Annotated in this window: 11 protein-coding genes and 4 tRNA genes; 8 read left to right on the forward strand and 7 right to left on the reverse strand. The window is 71.1% G+C overall.

Features of this window, described 5'->3' with window-relative positions; translation table 11 throughout:
- Nucleotides 1–342 precede the first annotated feature (342 nt).
- A complete protein-coding gene (gene bldC, locus ACFXOA_RS28300; RefSeq protein ID WP_003949541.1) occupies nt 343–549 on the forward strand; it encodes a developmental transcriptional regulator BldC in 207 nt (68 codons plus the stop codon).
- A 550-nt stretch (nt 550–1,099) separates the two neighbouring features.
- Here the strand turns inward: bldC and ACFXOA_RS28305 are convergent.
- The 3 genes from ACFXOA_RS28305 to hrpA form a co-directional block, all read right to left on the reverse strand.
- Entirely contained in the window at nt 1,100–1,435 is a 336-nt protein-coding gene (locus ACFXOA_RS28305; protein ID WP_385034343.1) for a DUF6274 family protein, read from the reverse strand.
- A 141-nt stretch (nt 1,436–1,576) separates the two neighbouring features.
- Nucleotides 1,577–1,651: transfer RNA gene (locus tag ACFXOA_RS28310), tRNA-Asp, on the reverse strand.
- Between the two features lie 116 nt (nt 1,652–1,767).
- A complete protein-coding gene (hrpA, locus tag ACFXOA_RS28315) occupies nt 1,768–5,700 on the reverse strand; it encodes an ATP-dependent RNA helicase HrpA (protein WP_385034345.1) in 3,933 nt (1,310 codons plus the stop codon).
- A gap of 286 nt (nt 5,701–5,986) precedes the next feature.
- On the opposite strand from hrpA, the gene ACFXOA_RS28320 reads away from it, so the two are divergent.
- Nucleotides 5,987–6,763: a DsbA family protein gene (locus ACFXOA_RS28320; protein WP_385034347.1), complete on the forward strand. Its 777-nt coding sequence runs from the start codon at nt 5,987–5,989 to the stop codon at nt 6,761–6,763.
- The gene (locus ACFXOA_RS28325; protein WP_385034349.1) at nt 6,760–7,605 is read left to right on the forward strand and encodes a cytochrome c biogenesis CcdA family protein; all 846 of its coding nucleotides are present in this window, start codon (nt 6,760–6,762) and stop codon (nt 7,603–7,605) included. Before ACFXOA_RS28320 ends, ACFXOA_RS28325 begins: the two co-directional genes overlap by 4 nt.
- A 38-nt stretch (nt 7,606–7,643) precedes the next feature.
- Here ACFXOA_RS28325 and ACFXOA_RS28330 read toward each other — a convergent pair.
- The 4 genes from ACFXOA_RS28330 to ACFXOA_RS28345 form a co-directional block, all read right to left on the reverse strand.
- Nucleotides 7,644–7,720 (reverse strand) — tRNA-Phe (locus tag ACFXOA_RS28330).
- 27 nt (nt 7,721–7,747) lie between these two features.
- Nucleotides 7,748–7,822, reverse strand: a tRNA-Asp gene (locus ACFXOA_RS28335).
- Between the two features lie 38 nt (nt 7,823–7,860).
- Nucleotides 7,861–7,933 (reverse strand) — tRNA-Glu (locus ACFXOA_RS28340).
- Nucleotides 7,934–8,013: 80 nt separating this feature from the next.
- Nucleotides 8,014–9,543 carry a metallophosphoesterase gene (locus tag ACFXOA_RS28345; protein ID WP_385034351.1) on the reverse strand — a complete coding sequence of 510 codons (1,530 nt, stop codon included), beginning with the start codon at nt 9,541–9,543 and terminating at the stop codon, nt 8,014–8,016.
- A gap of 124 nt (nt 9,544–9,667) precedes the next feature.
- Here ACFXOA_RS28345 and ACFXOA_RS28350 point away from each other — a divergent pair, with 124 nt between their 5' ends.
- From ACFXOA_RS28350 to ACFXOA_RS28370, 5 genes are all read left to right on the forward strand, one after another.
- Nucleotides 9,668–10,021 (forward strand): metallopeptidase family protein, encoded by a 354-nt coding sequence (locus ACFXOA_RS28350; RefSeq protein WP_015578045.1) that lies wholly within the window; start codon nt 9,668–9,670, stop codon nt 10,019–10,021.
- Nucleotides 10,018–10,425: a fluoride efflux transporter FluC gene (locus ACFXOA_RS28355; protein ID WP_385034353.1), complete on the forward strand. Its 408-nt coding sequence runs from the start codon at nt 10,018–10,020 to the stop codon at nt 10,423–10,425. Before ACFXOA_RS28350 ends, ACFXOA_RS28355 begins: the two co-directional genes overlap by 4 nt.
- Nucleotides 10,422–10,808: a fluoride efflux transporter FluC gene (locus ACFXOA_RS28360; protein ID WP_385034355.1), complete on the forward strand. Its 387-nt coding sequence runs from the start codon at nt 10,422–10,424 to the stop codon at nt 10,806–10,808. The genes ACFXOA_RS28355 and ACFXOA_RS28360 overlap by 4 nt, the downstream gene beginning before the upstream one ends.
- A gap of 109 nt (nt 10,809–10,917) precedes the next feature.
- The gene (locus tag ACFXOA_RS28365) at nt 10,918–11,475 is read left to right on the forward strand and encodes a hypothetical protein (RefSeq protein WP_385034357.1); all 558 of its coding nucleotides are present in this window, start codon (nt 10,918–10,920) and stop codon (nt 11,473–11,475) included.
- A 240-nt stretch (nt 11,476–11,715) separates the two neighbouring features.
- Nucleotides 11,716–13,308 (forward strand): DEAD/DEAH box helicase (locus ACFXOA_RS28370; protein ID WP_385034359.1); only part of this gene is annotated, 1,593 nt, incomplete at its 3' end.

Genomic DNA, 13,308 nt, shown 5'->3' on the forward strand with positions numbered 1-13,308 from the left:
GACTCTGTCCGCCCAACTATGGGTGGATCGCTCAGCATTGCACGCTATGGGGGGTCTGATGGCTTCTGAGGACTCCTGGTTGCCCTGTGACTGATCGTTACTGGGGCGTGACTGTCCGCTATGGCATGGTCCATCGGCTTCCGTCGCTGATGAACACCTGGGAGGGCAATTCCATCGGTTTGGCCGACGTGGCTGGACGGATGGTGTAGTTGTAGTGCCGAGGACAAGCCGTTCGTCCTATAACCGACTCGGCCCGCGTCCGCCATTTCGGGCAACGCGGGTCAAGGTGCAGAATTTAGAGGAAAGAACCGAGAAGGTTCGGTTCTCCCGAGGAGGCCGCTCATGACCGCTCGCACCCCTGATGCCGAGCCGCTGCTGACCCCGGCTGAGGTCGCCACGATGTTCCGCGTGGACCCGAAGACGGTCACCCGTTGGGCCAAGGCTGGCAAGCTCACGTCCATCCGCACGCTCGGTGGACATCGCCGGTACCGCGAGGCAGAGGTCCGCGCACTGCTTGCGGGTATCCCGCAGCAGCGCAGCGAGGCCTGACACACCCCTGTCGCCGCAGCCGTAACCGGGCTCCGGAGGTCCCCCAACCCTCGGTGGCCCACACCACAGCTCCATACGACGGGTGCCCGCCCCAACGGGTGCCATGCCTGTCACCACTGGGTACGTCGTCAGATCGCGCTGGACTCCGCCGGGTCCAGCGCGATCTTCTTTTTTCGCGCCCTGTCCCGCCGGCCGCGCCCCGTGAGCCGCCGGCTGCTCGCGTTCCCGGCCTCTGCCGGACCCCGTCCGGAGCGGGGGAGGGGTGTCCGCCCGCCGGCGGAACCGGACGACGGGTCGGGTTCCGGGGGCGGTCGGGTGCGGGTCTGTTCGGACCTGTTCGCCCGGTCCCGGGTGCACTGGGCGGCTCGGGTGGAAACGGCCGGGGATGTACGCCGAGGGCAGTGCAATTGCACATATTAAATTGGCCAGTTGTAGGCAGCGCGTAAAGTCACCCTGTCCAAAAACAGTTTAAGTGACTCCCGTCACACCCCTGTTGTCCTGCCACCTCCGAGCCTGCCACTTCTCCCGGGTGCCCGGCTGCGGGAGATGGTCACGTCGCGGGGGGACTTTCGTCCCCGGATTCCCGCCTCTCCGGGCCGTCGGCGGCGAGGCGGAGGGAGGTGGGGGGTTCGTGCGGGGGCTGCTTCTCCCCGGGGTGCCGCGCGGCACCCTCGGCGGCCTCCTGGGGGGCGTGCGGCGCCCCGGCGGGGTCGCGGGGTCCCGTGGCCTCGTCCGGCGGCTGCGGGTCCGCCAGGGGCTCCAGGGCGAGGCGTAGCAGGCGGTGGCAGATCGGGCAGTGCCGAGTGAGGTGGCGGTAACCGGACGCGGCCGCCAGGTGGGCGCGCAGCAGTGCGCGGGTCTCGTGTCGTTCCGCGGGCGCAGGCATGCGTGCGGCCTCCCGGTGGACCGGCCGCCCCGCGTCTGAGGGAACTGGAGCGGACTCCGTCCTTAGGGGTTACCGGCGGCGGGGGCCGGCGTCAAGAAGCACGTAAGCCCGGATCCAGGGGATCCGGGCTTACGTCACATGCGGTCCTGACGGGATTTGAACCCGCGGCCTCCACCTTGACAGGGTGGCGAGCACTCCAAACTGCTCCACAGGACCAGGTTTTCGCTGCCTGCCTTGCGGCCTGCTGCGAAGCAAGACTGTACAGGACCCGCACCGGCCAGGTCGAACTCACCCGCTGTGCCGGTCCCGTTACAGCCTCGGGGCGGGGCGGTTCAGGGTGCGGCGGCGTCGATCGCCTTCACGATCCGCTTGTCGGACACGGGCTGCGCCGTCCCGAGCGCGTGCGCGAAGTAGCTCACCCGGAGCTCCTCGATCATCCAGCGGATGTCCAGGACCTCCTGGGGCACGGGCCGTCCCTTCGGCAGCTGCTCCAGCAGCCAGGCGTACTCGTCCTGCATCTCGTGGACCTTCTCCATGCGCGTGGTGTCGCGCTGGACGTTGGTCGGCATCTGCTGGAGCCGGCGGTCCTCGGCGACGAGATAGCGCATCAGGTCGGGCAGCCGCTTCAGCCCGGTCGCCGTGACGAACCCGGCGGGCATCAGGCGGGCCAGGTGGTCGCGTACGTCGGTGACGTTGTTGATCAGGACCAGGCTGTTCGTGGACTTCAGCCGGCGCTCGCAGGCCTGCCAGGCCGCCAGGATCTGCTGCACCTGGCCGATGGTGCGGACGGTGAGGTCCACGAGGTCGGCGCGCACCTTGTCGTACAGCTTCCGGAAGGACGCCTCGTCCCAGGCCGGACCGCCGTGTGCGGCGATCAGCCTGTCCGCGGCCGCGGTGGCGCAGTCGTCGAAGAGCGCCTGGACGGACCCGTGGGGGTTACGGGACAGGGCGAGCTTCTGCTGGTTGGTGAGCTTGTCCGAGGCGAACTTCGACGGGTTCACCGGGACGTTCAGCAGGATCAGCTTCCGCGTCCCGCGCCACATCGCCTGCTGCTGCTCGGCCTCCGTGTCGAAGAGCCGTACGGCGACGGTCGCGCCCTGGTCGACGAGGGCCGGGTACGCCTTCACCGGCTGGCCGGCCCGCCTCGTCTCGAAGACGCGGTCCAGGGTGCCGATGGTCCAGTCGGTGAGTCCGGAACGCTCCACGGACTCCCCCGAGGGCCCCGCGGTGGCCGCTGCGGCCTTGGAGAGGGCCTGACGGGCCTTGGGGCGCAGCTGGAGCCTCAGTGCCTCCAGGTCCTTGTCCTCGGCCACCTTCCGGCGCCGTTCGTCGGTGATCCGGAAGGTGATCTTGAGGTGGTCCGGGATACGGGACAGGTCGAAGTCGTCCGCGGTGACCGGCACGCCGACCATCCGCTGGAGCTCGCGGGCGAGCGTCGACGGCAGGGGCTCCTGGAGGGGCACCGCGCGGTCCAGGAACCTCGTCGCGAAGTTCGGGGCGGGCACGTAGTGCCGGCGGATCGGTTTGGGCAGCGAGCGGATGAGCTCGGTGACCACCTCCTCGCGCAGGCCAGGGATCTGCCAGTCGAAGCCTTCCGACGTGACCTGGTTGAGCACCTGGAGCGGGATGTGGACGGTGACTCCGTCGGCGTCCGCACCCGGCTCGAACTGGTAGGTCACCCGGAACTTGAGCTTCCCCTGGCGCCAGGAGTCCGGGTAGTCGTCCTTGGTGACGGCCCCGGCCTTCTCGTTGATGAGCATCGAGCGCTCGAAGTCGAGCGCGTCGGGTTCCTCCCGGCGCTTGTGCTTCCACCAGGAGTCGAAGTGCGCGCCGGAGACGACGTGTTCGGGGATCCGCCGGTCGTAGAAGTCGAACAGCGTCTCGTCGTCCACGAGGATGTCGCGCCGCCGGGCGCGGTGCTCCAGCTCCTCGACCTCGCCGAGCAGCTTGCGGTTGTCGTGGAAGAACTGGTGGTGGGTGCGCCAGTCGCCCTCGACCAGGGCGTTGCGGATGAAGAGATCGCGCGAGGCCTCCTGGTCGATACGGCCGAAATTGATCTTGCGCTGGGCGACGATCGGGACACCGTAGAGGGTTACCCGCTCGTAGGCCATCACCGCGGCCTGGTCCTTCTCCCAGTGCGGTTCGCTGTAGGTGCGCTTGAGGAGGTGCTGGGCCAGTGGCTCGATCCACTCGGGCTCGACCTTCGCGTTGACCCGGGCCCACAGCCGGGACGTCTCGACCAGCTCGGCCGACATCACGAAGCGCGGCTGCTTCTTGAACAGCGCGGAGCCGGGGAAGATCGCGAACTTGGCGCTGCGGGCGCCCAGGTACTCGTTCTTCTCGGTGTCCTTCAGCCCGATGTGGGACAGCAGGCCGGCCAGCAGCGAGGTGTGCACCGCCTGTTCCGGGATCGACTCGTCGCCCTTGGGCTCCTCGACGGCGATGCCCATCTGCTTGGCGACCGTGCGCAGCTGGGTGTAGATGTCCTGCCACTCGCGGATCCGCAGGAAGTTGAGGTACTCCTGCTTGCACATCCGGCGGAAGCTGGACGAGCCGCGTTCCTTCTGCTGCTCCCGGACGTAGCGCCACAGGTTCAGGAACGCCAGGAAGTCCGACGTCTCGTCCTTGAACCGCGCGTGGTTCTGGTCCGCCTGGGTCTGCTTGTCCGAGGGGCGCTCGCGCGGGTCCTGGATGGAGAGCGCCGCCGCGATGACCATGACCTCGCGGGCGCAGCCGTTCCTGTCCGCCTCGATGACCATGCGGGCCAGCCGCGGGTCGACGGGCAGCTGGGAGAGCTTGCGGCCCAGCGGGGTGAGGCGCTTCTTCGGGTCCTTCTCGGCGGGATCGAGAGCCCCCAGCTCCTGGAGGAGCTGGACGCCGTCGCGGATGTTGCGGTGGTCCGGCGGGTCGATGAAGGGGAACTTCTCGATGTCGCCGAGGCCCGCAGCGGTCATCTGCAGGATGACGGAGGCGAGATTGGTCCGCAGGATCTCCGGATCGGTGAACTCCGGGCGGGTCACGAAGTCGTCCTCGGAGTACAGCCGGATGCAGATGCCGTCCGACGTACGGCCGCAGCGGCCCTTGCGCTGGTTGGCGCTGGCCTGCGAGATCCGCTCGATCGGCAGGCGCTGCACCTTGGTGCGGTGGCTGTAGCGGGAGATCCGGGCGTTGCCCGGGTCGATCACGTACTTGATGCCGGGGACGGTCAGCGAGGTCTCCGCGACGTTCGTCGCCAGGACGATCCTGCGGCCCGTGTGGCGCTGGAAGACCCGGTGCTGCTCGGCGTGGGACAGGCGCGCGTAGAGGGGGAGCACCTCGGTGTGTCTGAGGTTGCGCTTGTTCAGGGCGTCCGCGGTGTCGCGGATCTCCCGCTCGCCGGAGAGGAAGACCAGGACGTCGCCCGGGCCCTCGTGGTCCAGCTCGTCCACCGCGTCGCAGATCGCGGTGATCTGGTCGCGGTCGGAGTCCTCGCTGTCCTCTTCGAGGAGCGGACGGTAGCGGACCTCCACGGGATACGTCCGCCCGCTGACCTCCACGATCGGGGCCTCGCCGAAGTGCTTGGCGAAGCGCTCCGGGTCGATCGTCGCGGAGGTGATGACGACTTTGAGGTCGGGGCGCTTGGGCAGCAGACGGGCCAGGTACCCCAGCAGGAAGTCGATGTTCAGCGACCGCTCGTGCGCCTCGTCGATGATGATCGTGTCGTAGGCGAGGAGCTCGCGGTCCGTCTGGATCTCGGCGAGCAGGATGCCGTCCGTCATCAGCTTCACGAACGTCGCGTCCGGATTCACCTGGTCGGTGAAGCGGACCTTCCAGCCGACCGCCTCGCCCAACGGGGTCTTCAGCTCCTCGGCGACACGCTCGGCGACCGTGCGTGCCGCGATGCGGCGGGGCTGGGTGTGCCCGATCATGCCCCGGACACCGCGCCCGAGCTCCATGCAGATCTTGGGGATCTGGGTGGTCTTCCCGGAGCCGGTCTCACCCGCGACGATCACGACCTGGTGGTCGCGTATCGCCTCCAGGATCTCGTCCTTCTTCTGGCTGACCGGCAGCTGCTCCGGGTACGACACCGCGGGCACACGAGCGGCACGGCCCGCGAGCCGCTCGGCGGACTTCCCGGCCTCGGCCGCGATCTCGTCCAGCACGGACTGGCGGGCCTCGGGCTTGCGGATGCGGCGGGCACCCTCGAGACGCCGGCCGAGCCGGTGCGCGTCGCGGAGCGAGAGCTGCCCGAGCTGGGACTGGAGATCGGCGAAGGAAGTAGACATACGGATCCCAGGATCTCACCCGGGCGGGAGGAGTGGCGAACCCATTTCGTCCGGTCCGTCGCGGCTGTTCCGTCACGGCCGAGCTGCGTCACAGTGAGCGATCGAACGATCACACGACGTACCATTCCGGACAGCTGATGACCCGTCCCCGACGCGATCCGGCACCGGCGGACACCGGGAGCCGGCCCGCTCGGCGCCGGTGGCCTCCGGGGATCCGCGCGCCGCGCCGACCCCGCGCGGATCCCCGGAACCCCGATCCCGTCCACGTACCCGCACGGAGCGCCGCATGCCCACGCCCGCCCGCCGTCCCTCCGCCCGGAAAGCCCACCCCGCGAGGAAGCCCGTCCTCTTCGGCCTGGCCACCGCACTCGCCGCCGGTCTGCTCGGCCTCGTCTCCTACCGGGCGACCGTGCCCGGCGCCCCCGCCTCCGACACCCCGGCCACGGCGGCGACAGCCGGTCAGGACCCCGACCTCTACCGGGAGCTGGCGGAACTCGCCCGGCGAGAGGCGGGCGACAAGCTGGCGCGGGGCCGCGTCGACGCACCGGTCGTCCTCGTGGAGTACGCCGACTTCCGGTGCGGCTACTGCGGGAAGTTCGCCCGGGACACCGAACCCGAACTGATCAAGAGATACGTCGACAGCGGCACACTGCGGATCGAGTGGCGCAACTTCCCGATCTTCGGCAAGGAGTCCGAGGCGGCCGCCCGCGCCTCCTGGGCGGCCGGGCAGCAGGACCACTTCTGGGCCTTCCACCGCGCGGCCTACGCGGAGGACGCCAAGGAGAAGGGCTTCGGAGCGGACCGGCTCAGGGAGCTCGCCCGGCAGGCCGGGGTCAAGGACCTCGACCGCTTCGTACGGGACACCGGCAGCCCGGAGGCGGCCAGATCGGTCGCCGATGACCAGGAGCAGGCCTACGGGATCGGCGCCACGTCCACCCCCTCCTTCCTGATCAACGGACGCCCCCTCGCCGGCGCTCAGCCCACGGCCGTCTTCGCCCAGGCCATCGAGGCCGCGGCGGCGGAGGAAGCGAACGTGGGCAACGCCGGGGACCCCGCGCGGTGATCGCGGACATCGGCTACCTCGCCGCCTTCCTCGGTGGGCTGCTGGCCCTGGTCAGCCCGTGCAGCGCGCTGCTGCTCCCGGCGTTCTTCGCGTACTCCGTCGACTCCGCCGCACGGCTGCTGGCACGCACCGGCATCTTCTACGCCGGCCTCGCCACCACGCTCGTGCCGCTCGGTGCGGCGGGATCCTACGCCGGGCGGATCTTCCACGGTCACCGCGACGCGCTCGTACTCGGCGCGGGCTGGCTGATCATCGGGCTCGGGCTGGCCCAGATCGCCGGCCGGGGCTTCGCCTCCCGGCGGATCGCCTCGCTCAGCGGCCGGATCCGGCCGACGACGGCCGTCTCGGTCTACGCGCTGGGGGCGGTCCAAGGGCTGGCGGGATTCTGCGCGGGCCCGATCCTCGGCAGCGTCCTCACCGTGTCCGCGGTCAGCGCCGGCCCGCTCTACGGAGGGCTCCTGCTCGCGGTGTACGCGCTGGGCATGGCCGCGCCGCTGTTCGTGCTCGCCCTGCTCTGGGAGCGCTACGACCTGGGACGCAGGGTCTGGCTGCGAGGCCGTCCGCTGCGCGCCGGACGATTCGAGCTCCACAGCACCTCGCTGCTCTCCGGCCTTCTCTTCGTCGGGCTCGGTGCGCTGTTCCTCGCGTACGACGGGACGACCGCCCTGCCCGGGCTCCTCGACGCGGACCAGTCGTTCGCCGTCGAGCAGTGGGCGCGGAGCGCGGGCGGGCGGGTGCCGGACGGGGTGGCGCTCGGGATCGTCGCGGCGGCGGCCCTCTCGGCCGTCGCGGTCCACCTGTGGCGGCGGCGCGCCGGGCACAAGGAGGAGGGGGCCGCCTGAGCACGCCGAAGGCCCCGTCCTCGGACGGGGCCTTCGTATGGTGGCTGGGGCCGGGATCGAACCGGCGACCTATCGCTTTTCAGGCGATCGCTCGTACCAACTGAGCTACCCAGCCACGCAGTTCACCGAAGTGATCTGCAAGCGGTCCTGACGGGATTTGAACCCGCGGCCTCCACCTTGACAGGGTGGCGAGCACTCCAAACTGCTCCACAGGACCAAGCAATGTGCGAGACAAGTCTCGCACACGGTAAAGCGTGCCCCCAACGGGATTCGAACCCGTGCTACCGCCTTGAAAGGGCGGCGTCCTGGGCCACTAGACGATGAGGGCTAAGGGCCCACCTGCGCGCCTTCCGGCGCGTCGGGGACGTGAGAAGCATATGGGATGGGAGGAGGTATCGCCAAAACGGTTTACGGGGAGGGCGTCGGGACGCTCGGAGAGGGCGAGGGCTCCTTCAGCTTCTCCTCCGGAAGATGGCGGCTGACCTCGGCCGTCGTCAGTCCGAGGCCGCCCAGGGTGATCTCGTCCCACGCCTGCAGACGCCGGGTGGGGCGGTCCATGTAGAGCACCGAGGCGCGCACCTTCTCCGGCTTGTCGTTCTGCACGGCGCGCAGCCCGCCGCCGCCCGCCGAGCCCTCCACCTTGAGACGCGTGCCGAGCGGCAGCAGTTCGTTCACCCGGTGGTGCACATGGCCGGCCAGCACCAGCGGGACCGTCCCGTCGGTCTCCCGTGCCGCGATCGGGTCGTGGGCCACCGCGATGTCCACCGGGGTGCCCGCGCGCTTCTGGTCGCGCACCGCCGAGGCGAGGCGCGTACCGGCGAGCTGTTCGGCGGCCTTGCCGCCGAGGGGGCGGGTGCGGTCCGGGGTGAACTGCGGGTCGCCGGTGCCCGCGATCCGCAGACCGGCCACCGAGACCGCCCTGCCCTCGTCCAGGACGTGCACGTTCTTCATCTTCTCCAGGTAGGCCTGGGTCTCCTGGGAGTCGTGGTTGCCGCGCACCCACACATAGGGGGCGCCCAGATCGCGGATGGGGTCGAGGAAGCCGTTCTCCGCGGCCGTCCCGTGGTCCATGGTGTCCCCGGAGTCGATGATCACGTCGATCCCGTACTGCTCGACGAGCGAGCCGATGATGTGCCAGGACGCGGGGTTGAGGTGGATGTCGGAGACCTGCAGCACGCGGATGGTCGCAGGGTCCGGCTGGTACACCGGGAGCGTCGACGTGGCGTCGTACAGCTTGGTCACGTTGGTGACCAGCCGGGCCAGCTCCCGCTGGTAGACGTCGAAGTCGGTGACGATGGAGCGGGCGTCGCCGACCACGGAGGGGGCGCTGGACAGCAGCCCCGAGAACCTCGGCTCCAGGACCGACTTGGGATTCCAGGTGGCGTACGCGCTCACCCCTGTGGCACCGAGCAGGAGGAGTGCCAGGCCCCCCGCGGCCAGCGCGCGGCGCGGGCGCCGGTAGACGACGAGCCCCAGGGCGGTGGCACCGGAGACCACGGCCACACAGGCGCGTACGGCCAGCTCGCGGGTGCCGGTGGCGACGTCGCCGGTGACCTCGTCCTGCAGGCCGGCGAGGCGCTCGGGGTGCTTGACCAGGGCCTGCGACCGCTCGGGGTCCAGCTGGTCCACGTCCACGTCGAGGCGGAGCGGCGCGTGGTGCGAGTCGAGTTCCAGGGCGCCCAGCGGCGACACGTTGATCTTCGTCCCGCCGCTCACCGACGGCCGCAGGGTCATCGTCGTGTCCATCGGGCCGACGGGGACACGCACGTTGCCGACGACCAGCAGCCCGAGCCAGGCGCCCAGCACGACCACGGCCAGCAGGCCGAGCGCCCGCTTCCAGGGACGGGTGACCGGGACGATGCCGCCGGAGGCTTCTGCGGCGGATGAGCGGCGGAGTCGGCGGACACGGGCGGCTGCGGCGTGGAACGGGCGTGCCATTGGGCCCGTATGCCCCGATCAGGAGCCCGCCATGCGGGCCGTGAGCGAGCTGTGGGCCGGGCGGGTGGCCGCCGCACCGGGTGCGCCCTGCCCGCACCCGGCGCGCGTACGTGACAATGGCCGGGTGCTGGAGATGACGCGCGAGGAGTTCGAAGAGCTGGTGAGCCTGGCTCTGGACCGGGTCCCGCCCGAGCTCATGCGGCTGATGGACAACGTCGCGGTGTTCGTCGAGGAGGAACCCGAGGACCCGGAGGACCGGGAGCTGCTCGGTCTCTACGAGGGGACGCCCCTCACCGAGCGCGGTGAGTGGTACGCGGGCGTGCTGCCGGACCGGATCACCATCTACCGGGGGCCGACCCTGCGGATGTGCGAGACCCGCGAGGACGTCGTCGCGGAGACCGAGATCACCGTGGTCCACGAGATCGCCCACCACTTCGGCATCGACGACGAGCGCCTGCACGAACTCGGCTACGGGTGAGCGGCACCTGGCGTGAGCCGGCCGCGGTGGCCGCGGGCGGCGCCGTGGGCGCCCTGGCCCGCCACGCGGTGACGCCCGCCGGCCCCGCCGGCCGGGGCTTCCCCTGGCAGGTCCTCGCCGTGAACGTCGCGGGCTGCGCCCTGATCGGCGTGCTGATGGTGCTGACCGCCGAGCGGGGCAGGCTCACCCACCCGCTGCTGCGCCCGTTCCTCGGGGTCGGGGTCCTGGGCGGGTTCACCACGTTCTCGACCTACGCGGCCGGGGTGGCCCAGCTGCTGGACCGTCAGGAGGCGGCGACCGCTCTGGCGTACGTGGCGGCCACCACCGTCGCGGCGCTCGGCGCGGTGTGGGCGGCGGCCGCCCTCACCCGGGCGCTGCTGGACCGGCGGGAGCGTGCCGCGTGAACTGGCTGCTGGTGGCCGGCGGGGGAGCCGTGGGGGCCATGCTGCGCTACCTGACGGACCGTGCGGTGCGGGCCCGGCTCGGTGCCTCCGGGGCGCCGTACGTGTTCCCGTGGGGGACCCTCACCGCCAACGCGGCGGGCAGTCTGCTGCTCGGGGTGCTGACGGGCGCCTCGCTGTCCGGGCCGCTGCACGCCCTGCTGGGCACCGGCCTGTGCGGTGCGCTCACCACGTATTCGACGTTCTCGTACGAGACCCTGCGGCTGGCCGAGACCGGCCGTGCGTTCCTGGCGGGGGCCAATGTGCTGGTGTCCTTGCTGGTGGGGCTGGGTGCGGTGTTCCTGGGCGTGGAGCTGACGGGCGGCTTCGGGGGCGCCGCGGGGTGATCCGCGGGGACGGACGGGTGTGCGGGTGTCGTGCCGGGGCGTGTCCCCGGCGGGTCCGGGGGAGTTGGACACATCGCTCTCCCGTCCCCCTCCCCGGAGGTGCCACCCCGTGCGCCAGTTGCCCGCCCGCGTCCGCTGGGCCGCCGTCACCGCGGTCACGATCGCGGCCGCCACAGGCTGTGTGAGTGTCGGTGACGACACGGAGAGGCCCTCGCCCGCCCGGTCGGCGGGCGAGAAGGGCGCGCCGGCCCGGTCCGACGGGGTGACGGTGACGGGGGACGGCCGGTCCGGCCCCGGCGGTGGCCGGGCGGAGGCGCAGTCCGACCGGGAGCGGTCCCGCAAGCCCGAGGCGAAGGCCTCGGGCCGCTCCCCGTCGGCCGGTTCCGAGGACGCCCGTCCGGTGCCCGCCGGTCCCGGCACCCCGCAGCCGACCCTGGGCGGTCCGCCTCCCGCTCCGGAGCCCAGTGCGCCCGGCCCCGGCGAGCCGCCGCCCCCGGCGGTGACCGAGGAGCCGCCCGCGCCCTCCTCGGAGCCGGAGCCGTCCCAGCCGCCGGAACCGCCCTCCGCCTCGCCCGCGGCGCAGTTCCGGAACGACGCGATGAGGGCGCCTGGGCGGGTGGAGGTGTGGCCGACCCCCCGGGTGTCACCGCAGGTCGCGCCGGTGTGAGCCAGGTCGCGGTGGATCCGGTTTGCGCGAAGCGGGGGAGGGTGCGTATGGTAGTAGATCGTTTGATCCCATTGCCCGGCGCCGACACAGAAGAGCGCCGTGTGGCGCGTACTCTCCCTTGCCGTGGCTGGACCGCATTGAGGCGGTCGACATTGCGAAATCACGGAGTTACGGGCGCGTGCCGAGACTCCGGAAGGTTTCGCATTTCGCATGTCAATTTCCAGTTCTGACCACACCGTCATGCCTGAGAACGCCGAGAACGACGTCGAGCTCATCGAGGTCGTGGAGGCCGCCGAGGCCGAGGTGGCCGAGGCCGAGTCCTCCGAGCCGACCATCACCTTCGGCGACCTGGGCCTGCCCGAGGGCATCGTCCGCAAGCTCGCGCAGAACGGTGTGACCACCCCCTTCCCGATCCAGGCCGCGACCATCCCGGACGCCCTGGCCGGCAAGGACATCCTGGGCCGTGGCCGCACCGGCTCCGGCAAGACGCTCTCCTTCGGTCTGCCGACCCTGGCCGCGCTGGCCGGCGGTCACACCGAGAAGAAGAAGCCCCGCGCGGTCATCCTCACCCCGACCCGTGAGCTCGCGATGCAGGTCGCGGACGCGCTGCAGCCCTACGGCGACGTGCTCGGCCTGAAGATGAAGGTCGTCTGCGGCGGTACGTCGATGGGCAACCAGATCTACGCGCTGGAGCGCGGTGTCGACGTCCTCGTCGCCACCCCGGGCCGACTGCGCGACATCATCAACCGCGGCGCCTGCTCCCTGGAGAACGTCCAGGTCGCGGTCCTCGACGAGGCCGACCAGATGTCGGACCTGGGCTTCCTGCCCGAGGTCACCGAGCTGCTCGACCAGATCCCCGGCGGCGGTCAGCGCATGCTCTTCTCCGCGACCATGGAGAACGAGATCGGCACCCTCGTCAAGCGCTACCTGAGCAACCCGGTCACCCACGAGGTCGACAGCGCCCAGGGCAACGTGACGACCATGTCGCACCACGTCCTCGTCGTGAAGCCGAAGGACAAGGCGCCCGTCACGGCCGCGATCGCCGCCCGCAAGGGCCGCACGATCATCTTCGTCCGCACCCAGCTGGGCGCCGACCGCATCGCCGAGCAGCTCATCGAGTCCGGCGTGAAGGCCGACGCGCTGCACGGCGGCATGACGCAGGGTGCGCGCACCCGTGTCCTCGAGGACTTCAAGAAGGGCTACGTCAACGCCCTGGTCGCCACCGACGTCGCCGCCCGCGGCATCCACGTCGACGGCATCGACCTGGTGCTCAACGTGGACCCGGCCGGCGACCACAAGGACTACCTGCACCGTTCGGGCCGTACCGCCCGTGCCGGCCGCTCCGGTGTCGTCGTGTCGCTGGCGCTCCCGCACCAGCGCCGCCAGATCTTCCGTCTGATGGAGGACGCGGGCGTCGACGCCTCGCGCCACATCGTGCAGGGCGCGGGTGTCTTCGAGCCCGAGGTCGCCGAGATCACCGGCGCCCGTTCGCTGACCGAGGTGCAGGCCGACTCCGCGAACAACGCGGCCAAGCAGGCCGAGCGCGAGGCCGCCGACCTCACCAAGCAGCTGGAGCGCGTCCAGCGCCGCGCGGTGGAGCTGCGCGAGGAGGCCGACCGCCTCGTCGCCCGTGCCGCCCGCGAGCGGGGCGACGACCCGGAGGCCGCGGTGGCCGAGGTGGCCGCCGAGGCCGAGGCCGCCCTCGTGGCCGCCGTGTCCGTCCCCGAGCAGCCGGACGCGCGCGACGACCGCCGCGACGACCGCGGCAACTTCCAGCGCCGTGACGACCGCGGCGGCTACCGCGGCAACAACGACCGCGGTGGTTTCCGTTCC

Source organism: Streptomyces sp. NPDC059166 (assembly GCF_042755185.1).
GTDB lineage: Bacteria > Actinomycetota > Actinomycetes > Streptomycetales > Streptomycetaceae > Streptomyces.

What these genes read in the sequence shown, in the direction of transcription:
- ACFXOA_RS28320 (WP_385034347.1), top strand. Translation starts at nt 5,987, where the DNA reads ATGCCCACGCCCGCCCGCCGTCCCTCCGCCCGGAAAGCCCACCCCGCG.
- bldC (WP_003949541.1), top strand. Translation starts at nt 343, where the DNA reads ATGACCGCTCGCACCCCTGATGCCGAGCCGCTGCTGACCCCGGCTGAG.
- ACFXOA_RS28305 (WP_385034343.1), bottom strand. Translation starts at nt 1,435, where the DNA reads ATGCCTGCGCCCGCGGAACGACACGAGACCCGCGCACTGCTGCGCGCC.
- hrpA (WP_385034345.1), bottom strand. Translation starts at nt 5,700, where the DNA reads ATGTCTACTTCCTTCGCCGATCTCCAGTCCCAGCTCGGGCAGCTCTCG.
- ACFXOA_RS28345 (WP_385034351.1), bottom strand. Translation starts at nt 9,543, where the DNA reads ATGGCACGCCCGTTCCACGCCGCAGCCGCCCGTGTCCGCCGACTCCGC.